General features: G+C 33.9%; 21 protein-coding genes. 11 read left to right on the plus strand and 10 right to left on the minus strand.

Annotated elements, in window-relative coordinates; all coding sequences use genetic code 11:
- Nucleotides 1-9 precede the first annotated feature (9 nt).
- The 7 genes from CGEO_RS05020 to CGEO_RS05050 are packed head-to-tail and all read left to right on the plus strand — an operon-like array spanning nucleotide 10 to nucleotide 6,580.
- Nucleotides 10-585: a UbiX family flavin prenyltransferase gene (locus CGEO_RS05020; protein WP_495697473.1), complete on the plus strand. Its 576-nt coding sequence runs from the start codon at nucleotides 10-12 to the stop codon at nucleotides 583-585.
- Nucleotides 586-1,074: a pantetheine-phosphate adenylyltransferase gene (coaD, locus tag CGEO_RS05025; RefSeq protein WP_075531653.1), complete on the plus strand. Its 489-nt coding sequence runs from the start codon at nucleotides 586-588 to the stop codon at nucleotides 1,072-1,074.
- Nucleotides 1,058-1,639: a dTMP kinase gene (gene tmk / locus CGEO_RS05030; RefSeq protein ID WP_172658093.1), complete on the plus strand. Its 582-nt coding sequence runs from the start codon at nucleotides 1,058-1,060 to the stop codon at nucleotides 1,637-1,639. The genes coaD and tmk overlap by 17 nt, the downstream gene beginning before the upstream one ends.
- Nucleotides 1,636-2,865, plus strand: coding sequence for a histidine--tRNA ligase (gene hisS, locus CGEO_RS05035; RefSeq protein ID WP_075540308.1), 1,230 nt, complete (start codon nucleotides 1,636-1,638; stop codon nucleotides 2,863-2,865). The genes tmk and hisS overlap by 4 nt, the downstream gene beginning before the upstream one ends.
- Nucleotides 2,858-4,696 (plus strand): biosynthetic arginine decarboxylase, encoded by a 1,839-nt coding sequence (speA, locus tag CGEO_RS05040; protein WP_075494638.1) that lies wholly within the window; start codon nucleotides 2,858-2,860, stop codon nucleotides 4,694-4,696. The genes hisS and speA overlap by 8 nt, the downstream gene beginning before the upstream one ends.
- A gap of 3 nt (nucleotides 4,697-4,699) precedes the next feature.
- Complete coding sequence (gene cysE, locus CGEO_RS05045) at nucleotides 4,700-5,398, plus strand: serine O-acetyltransferase (RefSeq protein WP_075540309.1); 699 nt, start codon at nucleotides 4,700-4,702, stop codon at nucleotides 5,396-5,398.
- Nucleotides 5,399-5,410: 12 nt separating this feature from the next.
- Complete coding sequence (locus CGEO_RS05050) at nucleotides 5,411-6,580, plus strand: pyridoxal phosphate-dependent aminotransferase (protein WP_075494636.1); 1,170 nt, start codon at nucleotides 5,411-5,413, stop codon at nucleotides 6,578-6,580.
- A gap of 24 nt (nucleotides 6,581-6,604) precedes the next feature.
- Here the strand turns inward: CGEO_RS05050 and CGEO_RS05055 are convergent, their stop codons facing one another.
- The 6 genes from CGEO_RS05055 to CGEO_RS05080 all read right to left on the minus strand — a co-directional run bounded on the left by CGEO_RS05055 (nucleotide 6,605) and on the right by CGEO_RS05080 (nucleotide 11,929).
- On the minus strand, nucleotides 6,605-6,820 hold the full coding sequence (locus CGEO_RS05055) for a hypothetical protein (RefSeq protein WP_165590163.1): 216 nt from the start codon (nucleotides 6,818-6,820) through the stop codon (nucleotides 6,605-6,607).
- 26 nt (nucleotides 6,821-6,846) lie between these two features.
- The gene (locus CGEO_RS05060) at nucleotides 6,847-7,101 is read right to left on the minus strand and encodes a hypothetical protein (protein ID WP_075540311.1); all 255 of its coding nucleotides are present in this window, start codon (nucleotides 7,099-7,101) and stop codon (nucleotides 6,847-6,849) included.
- 1,035 nt (nucleotides 7,102-8,136) lie between these two features.
- Nucleotides 8,137-9,090: a UDP-3-O-(3-hydroxymyristoyl)glucosamine N-acyltransferase gene (gene lpxD / locus CGEO_RS05065; protein WP_075540312.1), complete on the minus strand. Its 954-nt coding sequence runs from the start codon at nucleotides 9,088-9,090 to the stop codon at nucleotides 8,137-8,139.
- Nucleotides 9,090-9,551 (minus strand): acetolactate synthase small subunit, encoded by a 462-nt coding sequence (ilvN, locus tag CGEO_RS05070; RefSeq protein ID WP_172658149.1) that lies wholly within the window; start codon nucleotides 9,549-9,551, stop codon nucleotides 9,090-9,092. Before ilvN ends, lpxD begins: the two co-directional genes overlap by 1 nt.
- A 19-nt stretch (nucleotides 9,552-9,570) precedes the next feature.
- Nucleotides 9,571-11,259 (minus strand): acetolactate synthase large subunit, encoded by a 1,689-nt coding sequence (locus CGEO_RS05075; protein ID WP_075540313.1) that lies wholly within the window; start codon nucleotides 11,257-11,259, stop codon nucleotides 9,571-9,573.
- 118 nt (nucleotides 11,260-11,377) lie between these two features.
- Nucleotides 11,378-11,929, minus strand: a complete 552-nt coding sequence (locus CGEO_RS05080; RefSeq protein WP_075494631.1) for a ComEA family DNA-binding protein — start codon at nucleotides 11,927-11,929, stop codon at nucleotides 11,378-11,380.
- Nucleotides 11,930-12,496: 567 nt separating this feature from the next.
- Here CGEO_RS05080 and pta point away from each other — a divergent pair.
- The 4 genes from pta to CGEO_RS05100 are packed head-to-tail and all read left to right on the plus strand — an operon-like array spanning nucleotide 12,497 to nucleotide 17,009.
- A complete protein-coding gene (gene pta / locus CGEO_RS05085; protein WP_422851325.1) occupies nucleotides 12,497-14,020 on the plus strand; it encodes a phosphate acetyltransferase in 1,524 nt (507 codons plus the stop codon).
- A complete protein-coding gene (locus tag CGEO_RS05090) occupies nucleotides 14,017-15,213 on the plus strand; it encodes an acetate kinase (protein ID WP_075494630.1) in 1,197 nt (398 codons plus the stop codon). Before pta ends, CGEO_RS05090 begins: the two co-directional genes overlap by 4 nt.
- Nucleotides 15,214-15,223: 10 nt before the next feature.
- A complete protein-coding gene (locus CGEO_RS05095; RefSeq protein ID WP_075540314.1) occupies nucleotides 15,224-15,496 on the plus strand; it encodes a phasin family protein in 273 nt (90 codons plus the stop codon).
- On the plus strand, nucleotides 15,483-17,009 hold the full coding sequence (locus CGEO_RS05100; protein ID WP_075494628.1) for an ABC1 kinase family protein: 1,527 nt from the start codon (nucleotides 15,483-15,485) through the stop codon (nucleotides 17,007-17,009). Before CGEO_RS05095 ends, CGEO_RS05100 begins: the two co-directional genes overlap by 14 nt.
- 1,166 nt (nucleotides 17,010-18,175) lie before the next feature.
- On the opposite strand, the gene CGEO_RS05105 is transcribed toward CGEO_RS05100, so the two are convergent.
- Genes CGEO_RS05105 through CGEO_RS05120 form a run of 4 tightly spaced genes read right to left on the minus strand, consistent with a single transcriptional unit; the run spans nucleotide 18,176 to nucleotide 22,400 of the window.
- Nucleotides 18,176-19,612 carry a Mur ligase family protein gene (locus CGEO_RS05105; RefSeq protein ID WP_075540315.1) on the minus strand — a complete coding sequence of 479 codons (1,437 nt, stop codon included), beginning with the start codon at nucleotides 19,610-19,612 and terminating at the stop codon, nucleotides 18,176-18,178.
- On the minus strand, nucleotides 19,612-21,102 hold the full coding sequence (gene estV, locus CGEO_RS05110; protein WP_082258986.1) for an EstV family lipase: 1,491 nt from the start codon (nucleotides 21,100-21,102) through the stop codon (nucleotides 19,612-19,614). The genes CGEO_RS05105 and estV overlap by 1 nt, the downstream gene beginning before the upstream one ends.
- Nucleotides 21,092-21,319 carry a type II toxin-antitoxin system prevent-host-death family antitoxin gene (locus tag CGEO_RS05115; RefSeq protein ID WP_075494625.1) on the minus strand — a complete coding sequence of 76 codons (228 nt, stop codon included), beginning with the start codon at nucleotides 21,317-21,319 and terminating at the stop codon, nucleotides 21,092-21,094. The genes estV and CGEO_RS05115 overlap by 11 nt, the downstream gene beginning before the upstream one ends.
- 55 nt (nucleotides 21,320-21,374) lie before the next feature.
- Entirely contained in the window at nucleotides 21,375-22,400 is a 1,026-nt protein-coding gene (locus CGEO_RS05120) for a D-alanine--D-alanine ligase (protein WP_075540316.1), read from the minus strand.

A 22,400-nucleotide genomic window follows, 5' to 3' on the forward strand; every position in this document is an offset into this window, starting at 1 on the left:
CTTTAAAACATCCAAAAATACAAAAAACCGAGCCAAAATATGAAAATTCTTCTTTGTATAACTGGTGCAAGTTTACTAAATTTAGCTATTAAACTTATTGATGAGATTAGCAAAGAAAATGAACTTTATGTTATATTTAGTAAAAATGCAAAGCTAGTTTTAAAAGCGGAAAATAAACTTGTGTTTAACCAAGCTAAATTTAAAAACATTACATTTTTAGATGATGAAAACATCGCAGCGTGTGTAGCTTCTGGCTCTTTTGGAATCGAAAAAACCATCGTCGCACCCTGTTCAATTAACACTTTGGCTAAAATTTCAAACTCCATTGCAGATACTCTTATCACAAGAGCTTGTGCTGTGGCGTTAAAAGAGCAAAAAAAGCTGATTTTAGGCGTTAGAGAGATGCCGTTTTCTGCGATTTCGCTTCGCCAGATGAGCGAGCTTGCAAGCCTTGGAGTTGCCATCGCACCTCCAGTTATGGCAAGTTACGCTGGGCAAAGCTTAGAGGAGATAGAAAATTTCATCGTTGGCAAGTGGCTTGATCTACTTGGAATTGAAAATAAAATTTATAAAAGGTGGAAATAGATGAGAAAAGCGTGTATCTATCCAGGAACTTTTGATCCTATCACAAACGGTCATCTTGATGTTATAAAAAGAGCTTTAACTTTTTTTGATAAAGTTGTCGTTGCAGTCGCTATAAATGATAACAAAAAGCCCTATTTTAGCATAGAAGATAGGATTGCTATGAGTAAAGATGCGACTAAAAATTTTGGAAATGTAGAGGTTGTTGCTTTTGATAACTTACTTGTTGATTTTGCAAAAGAGCAAGGAGTGGCGACTGTGATTCGTGGACTTAGAGCCGTTAGCGACTTTGAGTATGAGTTACAAATCGGCTATGCAAACTCATCTTTATGGGATAAATTTGAAACCGTTTATCTTATGCCAACCTTGCAAAATGCCTTTATAAGTAGCTCGATAGTTCGCTCGATTTATCACTATGGTGGCGATGTGAGCCATCTTGTGCCAAAGGAGATTTTGCCACTTTTAAAGGAGAGATATGTTAGTAACATTTGAAGGAATTGATGGCGTTGGAAAAAGCACGCAAATTGAGCTTTTAAAAGATGTTTTAAAAGATGTGATTATCACAAAAGAGCCTGGTGGGACTGAATTTGGAGAGCGTTTACGAGAGATTTTGCTTACTGATAGTGGTAAAATTTCACGAGCTGCGGAGATGTTTTTGTTCCTAGCCGATAGAGCCGAGCACTATCAAAGGGTAGTTAAGCCAAATTTAGATAAAATTATATTAAGTGATCGCGGATTTATCTCTGGCGTTAGCTATGCGATGGCAAATGATGAGAATTTAGACATTGATGATTTGCTAAATTTAAATAAAGTCGCGCTAGAAGGAAATTTCGGCGATAAATTTATCTTTTTTAAAATAGATGAAGAGAATTTAAAAAAACGCCTATTTTCCAGAGGAACGAGTGATAATATCGAAAATCGTGGCGTTGCGTATCTTTTGAGAGTGCAAGATTATATGGAGATGATATTTAAAAATATTAAATTTGATACATTGGTTGTAAATGCAGCCGATGAGCCGTTAGAAATTCACAAAAAGATTAAGGAATTTATTAGATGATAACTGCTTTAAGAGGTATGAAAGATATAATTGATGATGGGAATTTATACAAGTATATTGTCCAAACTTGCGAGAGTGTGGCAAGTAACTATGGTTATAAATTCATTGAAACTCCAAAGCTAGAAGCGACAAATCTTTTTAGAAGAAGCGTGGGAGAAAGTAGCGATATCGTTGGAAAAGAGATGTATCAGTTTAGCGATAAAGGTGGCAACGATGTTTGCTTGAGGCCTGAGGGAACTGCTGGTGTTGTAAGGGCTTTTATCGAGGCTAAATTTGATAGAGCTGGTGGGGTAAGGCGTTACTTTTATCATGGTTCGATGTTTCGTTATGAACGCCCACAAAAAGGTCGTTTAAGAGAGTTTCATCAGTTTGGTATCGAGTGTTTTGGCGAAAAAAGCGTTTATGAAGATGCAAGTGTGATTTTAATAGGAGCTGAAATTCTATCCAGACTCGGTATAAAAACAAAGCTTAAAATCAACTCTTTAGGCGATAGCGAGTGTATGCCAAAATACAAAGCAAAGCTTGTTGAGTTTTTACAAACAACTGATGGGCTTTGTGAGGATTGCAAAAGGCGAATTTCAACAAACCCTATCCGCGTTTTAGACTGTAAAAATGAGCATTGCCAACTGCTTCTTAAAAACGCACCGTTAATAACAAATAACTTAAATGAAGCTTGCGAGCATGATTTTAGCACACTTCAAGAGATTTTAAAACAAAATGGGCTTGAGTTTGAAGTCGATGCAAAGCTAGTTCGTGGGCTTGATTATTATAGCAAAACCGCTTTTGAGTTTATAAGTGATGAAATCGGCTCGCAAAGCGCTGTTTTGGGTGGTGGTCGTTATGATAAGTTAGTTGAGTATCTTGGTGGACGCCCTACTTTTGGGGTTGGTTTTGCGCTTGGAATTGAGCGCTTGATGGAGATAATCTCACAAAGAAAAAGCGAAGAAAAACGAGATGGAATTTATCTATGTGTTTTAGATGAAAAATACCTTGATAGCGCATACTTGCTATCAGCTAAAATCAGAAAAAACCACCTTGTAGAGATAAACTATGAAGCAAAAAATTTAGCCAAACATCTAAAAACTGCCGATAGCCAAAACAGAAAAATTTTCTTATGTATCGGCGAAGATGAGTTTAAAAATGGTGAAATTTGGTATAAAAATTTAGAAAACAAAGATGAAAAAAAGGTTAAAATCGAAAATTTAGAAGGAGTGCTTAGTGAATAGCGATTATGGGCTTAGTATTTGGGGGAATTCAAATTTTGTTATAGAAGCTGGAAAAGTCTGCTTAAACACGGATTTTAGACCACCTATAATCGACATCGTAAAAGAAATTCGTGATGATGGTATCAGAGGTCCAATTTTGCTTCGCTTTCCGCACCTTATAAAAAAGCAGATTGTTGAAATTTATAAAAACTTTGAGCGAGCCAAAAAGGAATTTGACTATAGCGGCAACTTTAACGCTGTTTATCCGCTAAAAGTAAACCAATACCCTGGATTTGTTAAAAACTTAGTGCAAATCGGCAAACCATTTGGCTATGGACTTGAGGCTGGAAGCAAGGCTGAGCTTTTATTAGCCATGGCTTATAACAACTTTGGTGCGCCAATTACTGTAAATGGCTTTAAAGATAAAGAGCTTATAAATATCGGTTTTATCGCTTCTGAGATGGGACATGACATCACACTTACAATCGAGGGGTTAACCGAGTTGGAGTGTATCATCGAAACTGCAAAAGAGCGTTTTGATGCTAAGCCAAACATCGGACTTCGTATCAGACTTCACAGCTCTGGTAGTGGAATTTGGGCAAAAAGCGGTGGGATAAATTCCAAATTTGGACTTACAGCAACCGAGCTAATCGAAGCTATAAATTTGCTAAAAGAGGCAAATCTGCTTGATCAATTTACTATGATTCACTTTCATATCGGTTCACAAATAAATGAAATCCATCCACTTAAAAAAGCTCTAACCGAAGCTGGACATATATACGCCGAGCTTCGTAAAATGGGGGCAAATAACCTAAAAGCTATAAATTTAGGTGGCGGTTTGGCTGTCGAGTACTCGCAAGTTAAGGAAAATACAGTTAGAAACTACACTCTTAGAGAGTATGCAAACGATGTTGTTTTCTTGCTCAAAACAATTGCAGAGTCAAAAAACGTCGCCGAGCCAGATATATTTATAGAATCAGGCAGATATGTAGCTGCAAACCACGCTGTTTTGGTTGCTCCAGTGCTTGAGCTTTTCTCTCAAGAATACGCAGAAGAAAAACTAGTCTTAGGCAAAGAAAACCCACCTTTAATAACAGAGCTATATGATTTATACAAAAGCATTAAACCAACAAACGCTCTTGAGTATCTTCACGATGCGGTTGCTCATATGGATAGTGTTTTGACTCTTTTTGATTTGGGTTATGTAAATTTAATCGATAGATCAAATGGCGAGATTTTGGTTCATTTGATTATGAAAAAAGCAGTTGCAATGCTTGGTAATAAACAAAATTATACCGATTTGCTAAAAATTCAAGATGAAGTTCAAGAAAGATATCTAGTAAATTTCTCACTATTTCAGTCGTTGCCTGATTTTTGGGGGCTTAAACAGCATTTTCCGATCATGCCACTTGAAAAACTAGATGAGCGCCCTACTCGTTCAGCTTCGCTTTGGGATATAACTTGTGATAGCGATGGAGAAATCGGCTTTCATCCAAAGAAAAACCCACTATTTTTACATGATGTCGATGTGGAAAAAGAGGAGTATTTCTTAGGCTTTTTCTTGGTTGGAGCGTATCAAGAAGTGCTTGGAATGAGTCATAACCTTTTTACTCATCCTACAGAAGCGACAGTAACTTTAAAAGATGATGGCGGGTTTGATATAAGCGATGTTTTAGAGTCTCAATCAGTCATAGATATACTTGAAGATATGGATTATGATGTTCACGAGATACAAAACACGTTAAATGAAAGAGTAGAAAAATCAACCATCTTAGATGATAAACAAAAAAAACATATCCTTGGAGAGCTATATCTGTTCTTAAACGACAATGGATATTTAAAATCGGAGTAGTAAATGGGATTTTGGCAGATTATAAAAGAGGATTTTTGTGAGCCTAGAAGGCAAGATCCAGCGTTTAATAGCTGGGTTGAAATCATCTTTAACTATCCTGGAGTTTGGGCTATCATAAACTACCGTTTTGCGCACTTTTTTTATGAAAATGGCTTTAAAACTATAGGTCGAATGATAGCTGGAATTTCTCGTTTTTTAACCGGAGTTGATCTTCACCCTGCTGCAAAAGTTGGAAGACAAGTCTTTCTTGATCATGCCTCGGGCATTGTTATTGGAGAGACTACGATAATAGGCGATAGAGTTTTGTTGTATCAAGGAGTAACTCTTGGTGGAGTTAGTCTAAACAGAGGCAAGCGTCACCCAACCCTTGAAGATGGCGTTGTAATCGGCGCTGGAGCAAAAGTTTTAGGAAACATAACGATAGGTAAAAACTCAAAAGTAGGAGCAAATTCAGTTGTCGTAAAAGATGTGCCATGCTCTTGCACCGCTGTTGGAATTCCAGCTCGTATAGTTGGACAGTGCGAAGAAAATCAACTAGCACACGATAAAATTCCAGATATAAACAAAGAGTTGTTTAGCTATCTTATCAAGCGTTTAAGCATCTTAGAAGAAGCCGTTAAAGAAAACAAAACTGATATAATAAAAGAAGATATTGAGTTAGAAGAGAAGTATAGTTCGTATTTAAAATCTTTAAAAAATTAAAAGGAGAGTAGTATGTTGTCGAAAAGATCGCAGGTTTTAAGTGAGTCAATAACCATAGCTATAAGTTCAATGGCAAAAGATATGAAAGCAAAAGGCGAAGATGTTATCAGCCTAAGTGCTGGCGAGCCAGACTTTGATACACCAAAAGCTATCAAAGATGCTGTTGTGGAGGCGATGAAAAAAGGCTGTGCTAAATACACAGCAGTTCCTGGAACCCCAGAAGTTATCAAAGCTATCCAAACCAAACTTAGGGTTGAAAACAACTTAGAGTATCAAACAAATCAAATCATAACAACAGTTGGAGCAAAACAAGGTCTTTTTGCGATATTTCAATGCTTGATTGATGATGGCGATGAAGTTATAATACCTGCGCCTTACTGGGTGAGTTATCCTGAGATGGTAAAATTCTGCGGTGGAAAGCCTGTTTTTATCGAAGGCGATGAGCATAAAAACTTTAAAATCACAGCCGAGCAACTAAAAGCTGCTATAACTCCAAAAACAAAAGCTTTTGTCTTAGGAAATCCAGGAAACCCAAGCGGAAATTTATACTCAAAAGCGGAGTTAATCGAGTTTGCAAAAGTACTAAAAGATACAAAAGTGCTAGTTATAAGTGATGAAATTTATGAAAAGATTAACTATGTTGGCGAATTTACAGCAGCAGCTTCGATAAATGAAGATATGTTTAAAAGAACGATAACCATAAATGGGCTTAGCAAGGCTGGAGCTATGACTGGATGGCGTTTTGGCTACTTAGCGTGTGTTTTACCAGAGTTAATTTCAGCTATTAAAAAAGTTCAAAGCCAAAGCGTGTCAAACATCAGCTCAATCGTTCAAGCAGGTGCAATACCAGCTCTTCTTGGAAAGACTGATGACGATATCGAAAATATGAGAAAAGCATATCAAGAAAGACGCGACTGGATGGTTGATGCGATAAATGCGATAGATGGGCTAAGCGTTGTTAAGCCTGATGGGGCGTTTTATCTTTTTATAAACTGTAAAGCAGTCGAAAAAGACTCGATGAAGTTTTGCAAAGAGCTTCTAGCAAAAGAAAAGGTCGCCACAGTACCAGGCGTGGGCTTTGGTATGGATGGATACTTTAGAGCATCTTATGCGACTGATTTAGATAGTATCAAAAAAGCAGTTGCAAGAATAGCGAAATTTGTAAAAGAGTATAAAGCTTAAATTTTATTTTGAGTCTAAATTTACTTATGTGAATTTAGACTCTTTTTGGATAAATTTATCACGTAGCGTATTAAAACCGCTAGATATATAGCTTGTAAATTTGAGCTTATTTGAAATATAAATGGTTTTTAAATGTATCTGCTTGTTTATTCTATCTCGCAATTTATTTTTCTTATTAATAGCTTGTGTATTATCTAGTTGATTTTTTAGATTTTGTTTTGCTTTCAAAGAATGTTTCATTTTGGTCTTTATCCTTAGCCATCTTATCAATAAATTCTTTTTCTATTTGATAGTATTTTTCTAATTCTATATTCTTCTTTTTTAAATTCGGCGTAGTCTTGGAGTTCTCCCTTACAATTAGGACAAATTTTATTGTTATCTTTGACATCAGCATAATTATAAACTTTTTTGCATTTTTTACAACGATAAAATTTCGAATATTTTGATTTATATTTTATTTCAAAATATATAAAAACCATACCAGCAACTAGCAAAAGCAAGGCTTTATCTTTATCAAGCAAAATCCATCCATGTTATTTAATATAAATTTCACCACCAAATATAGCCCAGATTGCTTCAATCAAAAAATACATCCTAAAAAATAGACTCTATTTTAAGGTTTATTTCGTATTCCTAACACATTTTTTATATTACTGTCATCTGAAAATATAAATTTTTTTATCACGACACCAATTATACCAAATCCAGTCTGTGCAGGCATACTATCATTTACTATATTATTTATAACTTCAATCCCCGCAGTCCCATAAATAATAGTATTTAGATTGTAAATAAACCTACCGGCGATATAATTATTTTCTGTGTTATAGATAGCCGGTTTGCTTAAATTTATATCGGTTTTAAATTTACCTCTTATCTTTTTATCATCTGATTTGGTTTCTTTTTCTGATTTTATTAAATTTATATCACAAATCTATCTATTTCTTTTTTTGTTTATAGTCAAATGGTAGAGTTAAATTTATATCAGCATTATTTGGTTTTCCTTATCTATATCAGAAAGCATAAATGAAAGAAATTATGGCTAAATTTACATATACTAGAATTCTTACAAGCAAATAATGCCCACACTCATCAAAATCACAATTATACTTTTCAAGAATATAAACCAAAAGAGCTTTACCAAGTAAAGCAGAAAGAAAAACTATGGCAAGATGATTTTTATAGCCTATTATAAAATATATTATAATATAATTTATAATTAAAAAAGTAATATAGATATAATTTGAGTATAGATATGTTTAAAATTATCGGCTTTAATTTCTTTCCCATTTTAAAAAATAGTATCAATATAAGCTAAAAAAAGTGATTTAAAACTCATTTGTAATACTATTTATTGTGTATATCGACTTCTATTTCTAAAAGCTTTATTTTATTATTAATTAACAGCATTATCAAATGATATACTCATACTAATCTAAAGGTGCGATTAAGGGTGATAAATTTAGCAACATAATAGTTCCTACTATTATTTCAAATAGGAACTATTTGTTATTTTGATTAATCTAAGTTATAAAGTTTCAGTTAAGGGGTATTTTTTACTTATCCCTAAAAAATCTTTCGATTTTTGCTTGAGTTTTTAGCCACTGTTTTAGTTCAACCGCTGGGCGACCGCCATAAGCTTTGCCACCTGCGATATTTTTAGTAACTCCACCTCTTGCTGCTACTTGAGCGAAGTCCCCTACTTTTAAGTGGCCTGTAGTTCCGCTTTGTCCGCCCATAACTACATTTCTACCAAGCGTACTTGAACCTGCAATCCCGGTTTGTGAAACTATCAAGCAGTTTTCACCAAGCTCACAGTTGTGTCCTATTTGAACCAGATTATCTATCTTTGTGCCTTTTTTGATAATCGTAGAGCCAAACACTCCTCTATCTACCGTTGAGCAAGCGCCGATTTCCACATCATCTTCTAGCACAACATTACCATTGTGATAAATTTTTACATGTTCGCCAGTTTTCGTATGAGCAAAGCCAAAACCATCACTTCCTATGACTGCATTTGCATGTATGATGCACCTATCGCCTATGATGGTATCATTGTAAATAACAGCATTTGGATATATTATACAGTTTTCACCGACTTTTACATTTTCTCCTATAAAAGCTCCAGCCATTACAATTGTATTTTTAGCGACAACTGAGCCTAGCCCAACATACGCATGAGACATCACAGTAGCCAAAGCATCAACCGATGGAAAAGCTAAATCCTCGTCAATAAGCTTTTTAGCAAATTTCTGACTTAAAATAGCAAACGCAAGATGTGGGTTTTCATGAACTAAAATTTGACTATCTTTTGGTGCTAAATTTTGTACATCTTTAGTCACTATGATAACTCCGGCTTTGCTCTCTTTTAGCAAATTTGCATGTTTTGCACCATCGCAATAACTTAGCTCCAAACTACTTGCCGCTTTAAGTGAGTTTAGAGCAACTATCTCAACATCTTTTCCATCAAATTTAACATCTAATATTTTAGCAATTTCACTTAGTTTCATTACATTTCCAACATTACAGAACCGCTTCTAACGATATCTATGGGATTATATTTTTTCATAGTTTTTATAAAACTATCGATTCTTATGGAGTCATCGCACGCCATTATTATGAGATTTTTATCATCGCTGTTTGCAACGCTTCCATTGTATGATTTTAAAACCGCATCAAGACCTGATAAATTCTCTGATAACGAAATTTTCACCAAAGCCATCTCCTTTTCGACAAAGTCGCCGTTTTCGATAACTTTATAAATAGGTATAAGCTTATGTAACTGTTTGACAATCTGTTCTAGCACCTTGCCATCGCCACTTGTTACGATACTTAGCCTTGAAAACTCAGTATCTGGTATGGGTGCGACTGTAAGGCTGTCGATGTTATATCCCCTACCTGAAAAAAGTCCTGAAATTCTCGATAAAACGCCGTGTTCGTTTAAAACAACAACTGAAATCAATCTTCTAATCTTGCTCATATCTTAAACCTTACTTAAGTATCATATTATAAAGTGCAGCGCCTGCTGGAACCATCGGAACAACATTTTCAAACCTATCTATTCTGACATCGATAAAGCTTACGGTTTTTACTTTTAGCGCCTCTTTTAGAGCTTTTCTAAACTCATCTTTAGTTTTTACAACAAATCCAACTCCACCAAAACTCTGTGTTAGTTTTACAAAATCAGGCTGTTTAGTCAAATCAGTCGATGCGTAACGCTCTTCATAAAACAATGTTTGCCACTGACGAACCATACCTAAAAATTGGTTGTTTAAGATGATATTTACAACAGGAACGCCGTATTCTACGATAGTTTGAAGCTCTTGGATGTTCATTAAAACACCGCCATCGCCGTTAAAGTTGATAACAGGCTTATCTTTGGCAGCAAATTTAGCTCCTAAAGCTGCTGGAAGTCCATATCCCATAGTTCCTAGTCCGCCACTTGTTAAAAATGTGCGAGGATTTTTAAATGGATAGTATTGAGCTACCCACATTTGGTGCTGTCCGACATCGGTAACTACGATAGCGTCTTCATCATCTACGATTTTCGCAGTCTCTTCTATGACCCATTGTGGTTTTAAAATTTCATCGCTATCTTGAAAAGTTAGTGGATGAATTTCATCATATCTTTTTATAGTTTTTCGCCATTCGCTATAATTTTTAGCATCGACTAACTCCCCAACTCGTGGCAACAAGTCTTCTAAAACACTTTTTACATCGCCAACTACTGGATAGTGCGCGTCTACGATTTTTGAAATCGAACTTGGATCTATATCGATGTGTATGATTTTAGCATGTTTGCCAAATTCACTTAACTTGCCAGTAACCCTATCATCGAACCTTGCACCCATGCATATTATCAAGTCTGTCTCGCTCATCGCCATATTTGCGGCGTATTTACCGTGCATTCCAAGCATATTTAGGTTGTTTTCATCATCATGTCTTAACACGCCAAGTGCCATTAGGGTTTCAACTGTAGGAATTTGTGTTATTTTTACAAACTCTCGAACTAGCTCGCTTGCATTTGAGCTAACAACGCCACCACCGATGTATAAAATCGGCTTTTTAGACTCAGCTATTAGTTCGGCTATCTTTTTTATCTGCTTTGCGTTGCCCTTATATGTAGGTTTATAGGTTTTCATCTTTATCTCATCTGGATAGTCAAACTCCGCAATGGCTGCAGAGATGTCTTTTGGTATATCTACGTGAACTGGTCCAGGTCGCCCACTACTTGCGATGTAAAATGCCTCTTTTAAAACGCGAGGTAACTCTTCTATGGTTTTTACTAAAAAGTTGTGCTTAACACAGGGACGAGAGATTCCAACAGCATCGATTTCTTGAAAAGCGTCAGTTCCAATCAGCGAGTTTGCAACCTGCCCACTTATCAAAACCATAGGAATCGAGTCCATATAAGCAGTTGCCAAGCCTGTTACTGTGTTTGTAAACCCCGGTCCACTAGTTACAATCGCAACTCCGACTTTTCCACTCACTCGTGCGTATCCATCAGCTGCGTGTGCTGCTGCTTGTTCGTGACGAGTTAGAACTACTTTAAAATACTTTTGTTTATAAGTTTCATCAAAGATATTTAAAGCTGCTCCGCCAGGATAGCCAAAAACAACATCAACGCCCTCGGCGTGAAGTGCTTCCATAATCATCTGTGAGCCGTTTAGTTTAGCCATTTTGACACCTTTTTTAAATAAATTCCAATATTATATCTCAATTTTGATAAAAGAAATATGATACATTTATAATATTCAAAGCTTTTTTATAGTTTTATTAACTAAATGTGTAAATTTGTTACATATCTTTTTGATATCTAAAGCGAATTTGTCCATTTACCTTTATATTTGAGCCAAAATCTCTATCTTCTTGATATGCTGGTGCTTTTTGGTGGTTAAAGTATTGATAATCTTCTTGAAATTTACGCTTTCTATGCGTTTGATTTATCGGATAGTAGTTTTTTTCACTTATCTCAATATCGCCAAATTTCTGAGTCTTTTCGTGATAACCAAAATTTGGCATAACTCTTCTAGTCTCTTTTTCTTTTATGATTACAATCTCTTTTTTATCTGCTTTTTTATTCTCAGGCTCTCTTGGCGGGCTAGGAAGCGCTTTAAACTCAAAAGCATTTTCTAAATTTGATGAGTTAAAACCGCTAAAACCCATTATCGCTTCTAAGTCTTTACTTGAAGTTATTTGACGATTTTTTCTATAAGTTATCAAAGCATCGCTTCTTCCAGCATCAAGCTTTCCAAGCGTCATTAACTCGTATCTTGAAGCTTCGTTTATATTGATTTGAGCAAACAAAAAACTTGATATAAATATAGTTAGTAGCGCAAACTTTTTCATGTGATACCTTTTAAATTTTTCTAAATTCTAGCACCTATTTATAAATTTAGCTCTAAAATGCAAAAATAGCTAAATTTATCCTGCGGATTTTCTAAATTTAACCACAAAAACTTTTATAGTTTAAAACATTAATAATAGTAAATTTAAAAAGAGTTTGATACTAAATTTGCAATTTGCTTTAAATTTATTTTAGAAAAAGATTTTAAAAGTCCAAACTACGTTACTTTTAGTTACATATAAAAAAAGATATTACTTTTTGTATTAGATATGATTTAAAAAAATTTGCAAAATTACTAAAAATTGACTAAATTTTTTATAAAACATAGCTCTTAATTTTAGCAATGAAACAAAATTTATAAAAGATATTTTAAATTTTTTAACTTATACTAAAAAGTATAAAAACGCTCAAATAGCCCTATTATCGCCTAAATTTAAAGATATTTATATACAAAAGTAAAAAACAAACCATTATAGTTTCTTCATGATGCACTTTAATATAAAAATTTTATTTTCCTTTTTAGAAGTTATGATAGAATTATGGAAATTTCAAACACATAAGGAGAAATTGTGATAACAAAAAGCCTCTATTTTCTACCTATGGCAAGCGACGAATCTGCCATAAAAAGCCTTGGTTTTCTAAAAGAAACTCTTGGCAAAAAATACAAAAAACTAGCCATTTTTTCACCAGTAGCGAGAGAATTCGCCGACTTTAACTCCTGCTTTAGCAGAGATGAACTTATATCTCATATACTAAACAAAAGAGTTGATGAGCTTAAAAAAGTGGTTATAAAAAGATATCAAGAACTTTTAAGAGATAACGATTTTGTTTTAGTCATAGGTGTTAAAATACTTTATTTGGATAAATTTGACTTTAACTGTCAGCTTGCAAAAGATTTAAATTCCCCTCTTGTTGCGGACTATAGCGATGATTTAGAGAGTAAATTTTACACTTTTAAATGCGCCAAATCAAATGTTGAGAGCTTTGGCTTTATGGTAAATAACAGCTTCTCGTTTACAAATAGTAACAAAACATGTTCGTTTGATGAGATAAAAGTAAGCCCAGAAATCTTTACGCAAGAGCTATCTAGCTGTAAGTGTAACATCACGACCCCGCTTGCTTTTGAGGCAATGCTTTATGAAAAAGCAAGGGCGAATTTAAAAACAGTCGTTATGCCAGAGGGAAATGATGATAGAATTTTAAAAGCAAGCGATGTGATACTTAGAAGTGGTGCTGTAAATTTGATAATTTTAGGCAAAAGCGATGAGATAGATAAAAAAGCAAATGAGCTTGGTTTAGATCTTAAAAAAGCAACTATCATAAACCCAGAAGATAACGAATATCTTGATGAGTTTGCAAATACATTTTATGAGCTTAGAAAGAGCAAAGGCGTGGAGCTTTTTAAAGCTAAAGAGATCGTAAAAGATAGAAACTACTTTGGAACCATGCTAGTTTATAGCGGAAAAGCAGATGCTATGGTAAGTGGAGCTGATGGGACTTCAGCTGATACTGTTCGTCCAGCACTTCAGATAGTAAAAACAAAACCTGGAGTTAGCTGCGTAAGTGGTGCGTTTTTTATGTGTTTAGATAGCGAAGTTGTTGTTTTTGCTGATTGTGCTATCACACCAAACCCAACAGCTGAGCAACTTGGTGGCATAGCAAAAAGCAGCATTGATACAGCTAAAGCTTTTGGAATTAGTCCAAGAGTTGCGATGCTAAGTTACTCAACAGCAGGAAGTGGAAGCGGTAAAGATGTGGACTTTATGGTTGAAGCAACTAAATTTGCAAAAGAGCTTAGCGGGGATTTAGTCGATGGTCCTATGCAGTTTGACGCTGCAATCGATAAAGTAGTAGCAGCTAAAAAAATGCCAAACTCAAATGTAGCTGGAAATGCGAATGTATTTATCTTCCCTGATTTAAACTGCGGAAATATATGTTATAAAGCCGTTCAAAGAACTGCTGGAGCTGTTGCTATGGGTCCACTTCTTCAAGGACTTAAAAAGCCGATTAACGACTTAAGTAGAGGTTGTTTAGTCGAAGACGTTATAAATACAATCCTAGTAAGCGCAATCCAAGCAGGAGAAAATCAATGAAAATTTTAGTATTAAACTCGGGAAGTAGCTCGATAAAATTTAAATTTTTTAACATGACAAACAACGAGTGTATAGCAAGTGGTTTGGTTGAAGAGATTGGCACTGCTAACTCAAGAGCTGAAATTTTTGTTACAAAAAACGATAGAAAACTAGAGTTAAATGATCAAAGTATACAAAATCACAACGAAGGAATCGATGTAGTAAACTATCTTTTAAAAGAGACTGAAGTTTTAAACAGCCTTGATGAAATCGATGGCGTAGGACATAGGATAGTTCAAGGGGCGGATTATTTTGATAAGGCAGTTTTAGTTGATGATGATGTTATCGAAAAGATAAGAGAGCTTTGCCCGCTTGCTCCACTTCACAACCCTGCAAATTTAGCTGGAATTCTCTCATCTTTAGAGCATAAACCAGACTTGCCAAATGTGGCTGTTTTTGATACTGTATTTCATCAGACTATGCCAGAGCATGTTTATATGTATGCTTTGCCATATGAGTTTTATACTGAGTATAAGGTTAGAAGATATGGAGCGCACGGCACATCTCATGGTTATGTAGCAAATGCTGGAGCTAAGTTTTTAGGCATAGATAATGATAAATTTAACTGCATCACACTTCATCTTGGAAACGGCTCAAGCGTTACAGCGGTAAAAGATGGGAAGTGCTATGATACCTCTATGGGATTAACGCCACTTGAGGGGCTTATCATGGGAACAAGATGTGGTTCAATCGATCCTGCGATTATCCCATATATGGAAAGAGTAGCTGGATTTGACGCTCAGCAAATGGATACTATAATGAATAAAAAAAGCGGACTTTTAGGGATAAGTGGAACAAGCGATTTAAGAAAAGTTACGCAGATGATGGAAGATGGTGATAAGTTAGCAAAACTTGCTTTTGATATGCTTGTTTATCGCATTATAAAAACCATAGGCGAATACTACGCTGTTTTAGGTAGGGTTGATGCGATTATATTTACAGCAGGAATCGGTGAAAATGCGGCAAATTTAAGAGAAGCAGTCTGTAAAAAACTAGAGCATATGGGTATTAGTATAGATTTAGAGTTAAACAACAAACGCGAAAAAGATATCAGAGATATCAGCACGAAAGATGCTAAAATCAAAACTCTAATCATACCAACAAACGAAGAGTTAGCCATAGCGATAGAAACACAAAGGTTGATATCAAAATAAGGAGTAAGTTATGTTAAAAGATATGCTTTATATCGGACTTGGTGGATTTATGGAAGTTAAAGAAAGAGTTGAAAAGGAGCTAAAAGCCTTAGAAGAAAAAGGCAAACTTAGCAAAGATGATAGCAAGGCTTTTTTAAAAAACCTCTATGACAAGGGCGAAGAAGAGCATAACAGACACTATGAACTTATGACAAAGGCTTTAAAAGATGTCATTGGCGAGTTAGGGCTTGCTACAAAAGATGATATAAAAAATTTAGAGAAAAAGATAGATGAAAAACTATAATCCCATAAGGATTTACAGGATTTTTCATCTACTTTTAACGTTTTTCTTGCTTATCAAAAAAAGAAAGTCGCTGTTTTTTATCAAACCGGTTAAAGCAGATGGGCTTTCTTTATATATAAGTTCGCTTGGGGCTAGTTTTATAAAACTAGCTCAAATTTTAGCCACAAGAAGCGATTTTTTCTCACCAAAATATCTAAATGAGCTTAAAAAAGTTCATGATAGCTTGCCGCCGATGAGCGAAAGTGAACTAAATTTAGTCTATGATGGAAGTAAATTTGCTAAATTTAACCCATATCCAATCGCTTGCGCTTCTATCGGGCAAGTTCATGAGGCATTTTTAGATGATGGCACAAAAGTTGCGGTTAAGCTTAGAAAATACGCCATAAAAGAGCAAGTTAAAGCGGATATAAAAATTATCTCATTTTTCAACATTCTCTTTCGCCCACTTTTTTCTCACTACACAAAGCACTCCGTTGAAGCCGTTATAAGCGAGTTTTCAGCAACGATACTTCAAGAAGTCAGTATGAGACAAGAGCTTGTAAATTTAGAGAAATTTTCTAAAATTTATGCTGGGCAAAATATAAAATTTCCACGCCCTTATAAAGAGCTAAGCGATGATGATATGCTTGTGATGAGCTATGAAGATGGTTTTAGGTTTGATGATAAAAATGCGATAAAAGCTCATAATATTGATATTAAAAAAGTTATAAATGATTTGGTGCTTTTTTATGTCGAGCAAATGCTTATAAAAGGATACTTTCACGCAGATCCGCACCCTGGAAATGTACTGATAGATAAAAACTCACAAATCATTTTGCTTGATTTTGGTATGGTTAAATTCGTACCAAATGATACTAGGCTTGCTATCATTGCACTTTTAAAGGCTGCAAACGAGCAAGATTATATCAAGTATATAACAGCTTGCAAACGTCTTGGAATCAGTGCTTATGAAACGCCAAATACACTTTTAGCTGAGTTTGTTGAGAGAATTTTTGAGATTTTTTCAAACGAGTCATTAAGTAGCACAACTATGCAAGAACTAGCAAACGAAGTTATGCAAAGCACACATAAATTTCCTTTTAAGCTCCCACAAGAAGCCATCTATATCTTGCGAGTAAGTGCTATAATCGAAGGACTTGGCACTGCTTATATAGAAAATTTTAATGGCGTTAAGGATATACTGCCGATTTTAGTTAAAAATATTCCGCGCGCCGTTGGAGTAAAAGATACATTAGTAGAGACTTTTGTTGATGAGATAAGTGCGCTACCTGAGCATATACACGCCATAAAAGATACTTTTTATAAAGCAAGTTTTGGTGAACTTGAAGTTGAACTTTCTAAGCTTCAGCTAAGCTACTTTAAAAAAATACTTGATGAGCAAATCGGCGCGATAATCTTTGGTTTGGTTTTGATTTTCGCTTCGTTTTTTGCCCTGCTTTTAAATGATGATAACAAGATTTTAGCCTCTGTGCTTTTTGTCCTTGGCGTTATAAGAGTGCTTTATAGACGCTAAATTTAGCTCTATTTTAATGTGCTTTTAGTTTCTTGGTTGATGACAGAAACTTAAAATTCGTAGTAGTTTTAAATTTGAGTTTTCATCTTGATTATAACTTTGTCATACAAATTTTATTTAGGACACTTTTGTAAAATTTAGGTTGTTAAAAACTGCTTAAATTTTTAAAGTTTAGGTGTTTAAACGCGATATTTTTACATTTTTCTAAGACAAGACTAAAGTTTTAGCTGGATAATAAAAATTTAAAGAGTAATTTTTGTTTTTCGCAATATTTCTACCGTTAGCTCACAGTCAAAGTCAAAATGTCAATAAAACTCCACAAACAAAAAAAATATCACAAGTTGATAGGCTTTATAAATTTTGCCTTATAAATTTAAAATGTCACAAAGTTTATCTTGTTATATCGGCTTGTTATAAGCTAGAAAATATTTATTTAAATAAATTGTTTTAAAGGTTTTGCGAATTTTTTATATAAGAAAGATAGCTTAAAGCATAGAAGCAACAGATTTAAAAATATATGCAACTAGGCAAATTTTGAGTCTACTTTTATAGTAAAATTTATCGTCATTAAAAGTTTGACTAGCAAACAAATTTATGAACTAAAATGCGAGTTAATAGCATAAAGTTATTTTGAAATTTAGCCTATACGGCTTTTAATATTTTCATAAAGACTTAGAAATAATTCTTAAAATACCGTTTAGATTAATTTTAAATAATAATTTCCAAGCTTAAAATTAAATAAAGCTAAATTTAAACAGATAATAATATTTAAAAGTTATAAATTTAATTTATCAAAAGTTTGATTATATCTATTTAGTGTTTTGGCTAAGTTTAACTTATATAAATCTACCACTTTAAAGCTCTTGAGTGCAAACTCGTTTTATATAGCTATATTTTTGTATTTTTTCTAACTAAAACTAAGTGCCACTTTTGCTTTAACAACGATATAAGTCAAACCTCAAACATCGCAATATTGCTATTTATCTCACAGTATCGACATATTTTAAAACTTAAACTTAGTTTTTACCAGCTAAAATCAACAATCGGTGTTTATACTTTCAACACTGCTTTTATAGTAAAATAAAAATATACTAAAAAGCAGTGCAAAAGGCATATTTTTCATTAAAAATAGTAAAAACACTTACCAAAAGCAAATAAGCACAAATTTATATAAAATTTGGCGCGTCGTTTGAAAAAAGTACCAAGTCCCCTACTTTTGTCTCTTTTGCCAAAATTTCAGTCATTTTTGACTTATCTTTTATCATGATAAGCTTGTTTTTATCGATAATTTTTTCAAAAGTTGCCGCATTTAAGTCGCTTGTTACCATGACTAAGTCAAAAATATCATTGATGATTTTAGCTAGTTTTTCATTCTCTTCTTGCGTGCTTTCAACGATTCCTGGGGTGATGATGACCTTTCTGCCTTGATAACTGCGAGCTAGCTCATAGCTTTTGCTCATACCAGAAAAGTTTCCATTAAAACTATCATCGATGATGAGTTTTCCACCGGCTTCTATTTTTTCTAAGCGATGTTCGACACTTTTAATCTTTGAAATTTGCTTTTGAATCTTTTCAAAGCTAAGCTCAAGATATCTCGCCACACAGACACAAACTGCTAAATTCCAAGCGTTAAAATCCCCTAAAATAGGAGCTTTAAAGCTATAAATTTTATCAAATTTCATATCAAAAGTTGTGCCTTCTAAACTAGCACAAACATTGCTTAAATTTAAGTCGTAAATTTCTACATTTTTGCTTTTTTCTTTTTGTGTTGAACTATGTAAAAATGCCATTTTAAGGCGAGTTGAGTTAAGCGCTTCTAGCTTTGTGGCGCGGATATTTTCTATGGTTTTAAAATACTCTATATGTTGAGCGCCGATTTCGCCTACGACTACGATTTGAGGGCGCAAAAACTGCGTTATCTCATCAATATCACCAGCTAACCTAGCTCCAGCTTCGGCTATGTAAATTTGCGTGTTTGGCTCTAAATTTTCATTAATATCTTTTATAAGTCCATTTAACGTATTTACGCTGCGTGGGGTTTTATAGCAGATAAAATCATCTTTTAAAACCTGAAAAAGGAAGTTTTTAATGCTTGTTTTTCCATAACTTGCTGTGATTTGGATAATTGTTAAATTTGGGTTGTTTTCAAGCTTTTTTTGTGCTGATTTTTTAAAAAGCATAGCTTGATACTTTTCATAGCCAAAACTTATGATAAATGCTAGAAAAAGTGGTAAAAATATAGGCAGAATTTGCGCTTTTTGTATCATTAAAATATCTATAAAAATAGCCGCAAACAAAAATATGACAAAAAATCTCTTAACCCTAGAAGTAAAAACCAGCTTTTTATCAAGCTTTTTATGCCATAAAAATAGCGCTGGTAGATAAATTACATAAAAAAATATAAAAAAGCCAAAGCTAGAAAAAGTTGAAATCCCAAAGTATAAAACAATCGGTAAAATCAAAAACCAAAGATGCCAAAGTGGCTTTGTAAAGTGAAAAACAATGCGTTGGAATTTATACGAAAACCACTGAAGCGCCGTGATAAGGTAAAATCCAAGTGCCAGTAAAAACAAAATATGTGATATAAGTATGAAAATTTGCATTATTTTTCTCCAATGTTTTTGTCTTTTTGCGTGGCTTTTTTAACTCTCATTTTATAAATTTCGCTAAATTTTCTTGCCTTTTTCTCGCTTTTTTTGCTATTTTTTTCATTTAAATTTGACTCTTTTGACTCATTTTCCAAATTTTTATCTTGTGCCAAATCTGCATTTTCTTCTAAATTTTTTATATCATTAAATTCATCTTTTATATCAAGTAACTTCGGAATTTCAAGCTCAAAAACTTTATCTTGCGCTAAATTTCTAGCTTCTTTGGCTAAATTTTCTTCATCATTTATTTGACTTAAGCACTCTTTGCTATCTTGTTTAAGCTCATTATTTTTTACACCAACTTGCGCTTTAATCTCATCAAATTTATCTTTTATATCAGCACTAGCTAAATTTTGGCTTTTTTCTTGCGATAAATTTGCTATTTCATCGCTAAAATCTTTATTTTCAAAGCCATCTTTTGCTTTTTCATCTAAAGTATGCTCTTTTTCATAAACCTCGCCCACAACGCAAACTTCATCTAAATTTTTATATTTTTGACTATGGCTAACTGGCATTTCTGCTTCATCTAAGGCTTTTGATATCGATTCATCAAGCGATTTAGCTAAATCTTTTATATCATTTTCTTTTATATCTTGCACTTGCACTTTTAGCATATCATCTTGTGCTATTTTTTCATCTTTAAAGCTATGCTCTCTTTCGCAAACATCTCCGATAGCGCAAATTTCATCTAAACATTGCTTTTTCTCATCGCGCTTACATTCTTCGCTTAAAAGCTTCTCTTCTATGGTTGAAGCGATAAATTTAGCATGAAGCAAGAAGAAAAAGTGATCTCCTTTTAAAGGATAAAACTCGCTTTTATCTATAAGTTTATGTATAAGTTCTCCACTTTTTAGTTTAGTTGCCGTATCATCTTCGCCCCAAAATATCAGCGCGTTGCTTTTACTGCTTTTAAATATATCTCTAAAGTCCTCATTTACAACATTTTTTAAAGTTTCATACATCACTCTACTCATACCAGATACATCTTTTGAGGCAAAAAGTGAGTAGAATTTGCCAAGCCCAAATAGTTTTAAAATTTTATAAATCACGATTTTAAATCGCACCATAAGCGGCTTTGGCTCAACTATGCCAGCCGTGCTTAAAAGGACTAAATTTCGTGGTTTTAAAAGAGTTGCAACCTTGCCTCCATAGCTATGTCCCATGATGATAAGCGGATCGCTACCGATGGCTTTGATAAACTCAGCGGTGATTTTTGTATAATCTTTTGTGTTAAGTGCGCCATGTATAGAACTGGAGCCAAAACCTGGCAAATCTATATAAATTTGCTTTATTTTTTTAAAGTTATTTCCAAAAGCTTTAAGCATTATCTCTTTGTTCGCACCCCAACCATGCAAGACTAATATATACTCTTTTGCTTCATTATTCTTTACATCATAACTAATCTTATAAATTTTTCCTTGATATTTTATCTCTTTAGTTGCCATCTTTTTGCCTTTTTTGCGCATAAACGATGTTTAGTAGTTCGACTGCTTTTTCAAGGCGCTCATACTCTTTCATACTAAGCAAAACTGCTTCAAATTTATTATTTTTAACTATCACAGCTTTTTTTAGCTCTTCACTGCTAACTTTACTTAGCACGGCGCTAAAATTTCTAACAACTTCGGTTGCAGTATATATCTCATCTTGTTTAAAACTAGCCATTTAAACTCTTTTATGTAAAATTTTACGCAAAATTTATCATACTTTTCGTTAAATTCTACTTATGTGCAGAGATTGACTGAATATATTTGTAGCTAACTGGAATTCTTACTCTATTTGGCAAGTTTTTAGCTAGTAAATTTATCATATCCTCAAAACCGTTAAAAAGGTAGTAAGCTAGGCTTCCTGGGTTTGGATTTATCTCATTTAGATAAATTTCATTATCATGCACGAAAAAATCACACCTTATAACAGCTCCATCAAACCCACAAGAATAAATCTTAGCAAACGCCTCTTTTAGCCTTGTTTTTAAATTTTGGTCTAAATTTGCCTCATTTACAGTGGAATTTCCAGAAAAGCTCATATACTTTTGCTCAAAGTCTAAAATCTTATCTTTTTTTGGCTCTTCTACTATCGAGTAGATAAACTCTTCACCTACTTTACATCCTGCTAGGTTATACTCTTTTACATTTTCTATAAATGGTTCAGCTAAAATCACATCATCATACTCATAAGCATTATCCAAACCATACTCTAGCTCACTATCTTTTTTTACTATGCTTATACCGATGCTGCTTCCAAGCCTGAGCGGTTTTAAGATAACTGGTAAGGCTAAATTTAGCTTTTTACCCCTTTTTAAAACTTCATAATCAAGAGTTTTAACTCCGGCTTGAGCGCATAAGAATTTAGTTAGCTCTTTGTTATAACTCATAACCGAAGCTTCGATTCGTGGGCCTATGTATGCGACTTCAAAAAAGTCAAAAAGAGCTGAGATTTTACCATCTTCTCCATCACATCCATGAATTAAATTTATAAAAACATCAACTTTTATAACAGTTTTTGAAAACATCCCCTCGGCGTAAAATCCGCCATTTTTTAGATTTAACTGCTTTGATTTTTTATACTCGCCAGAGCTAAAATATACTGCTTTCATATTTTTTTCATCGATTTGATAAAAGTTTCTATCCTTATCACAAAAAACAAAGACCAAATTTTGTCTTAACTGCCCTTTTAACGTGATAGCTGAAACTATACTAATCTCATGTTCATAGCTTTGACCACCAAAAATTACACCTAGTTGCAC

Source organism: Campylobacter geochelonis, from assembly GCF_013201685.1.
Lineage (GTDB): Bacteria > Campylobacterota > Campylobacteria > Campylobacterales > Campylobacteraceae > Campylobacter_B > Campylobacter_B geochelonis.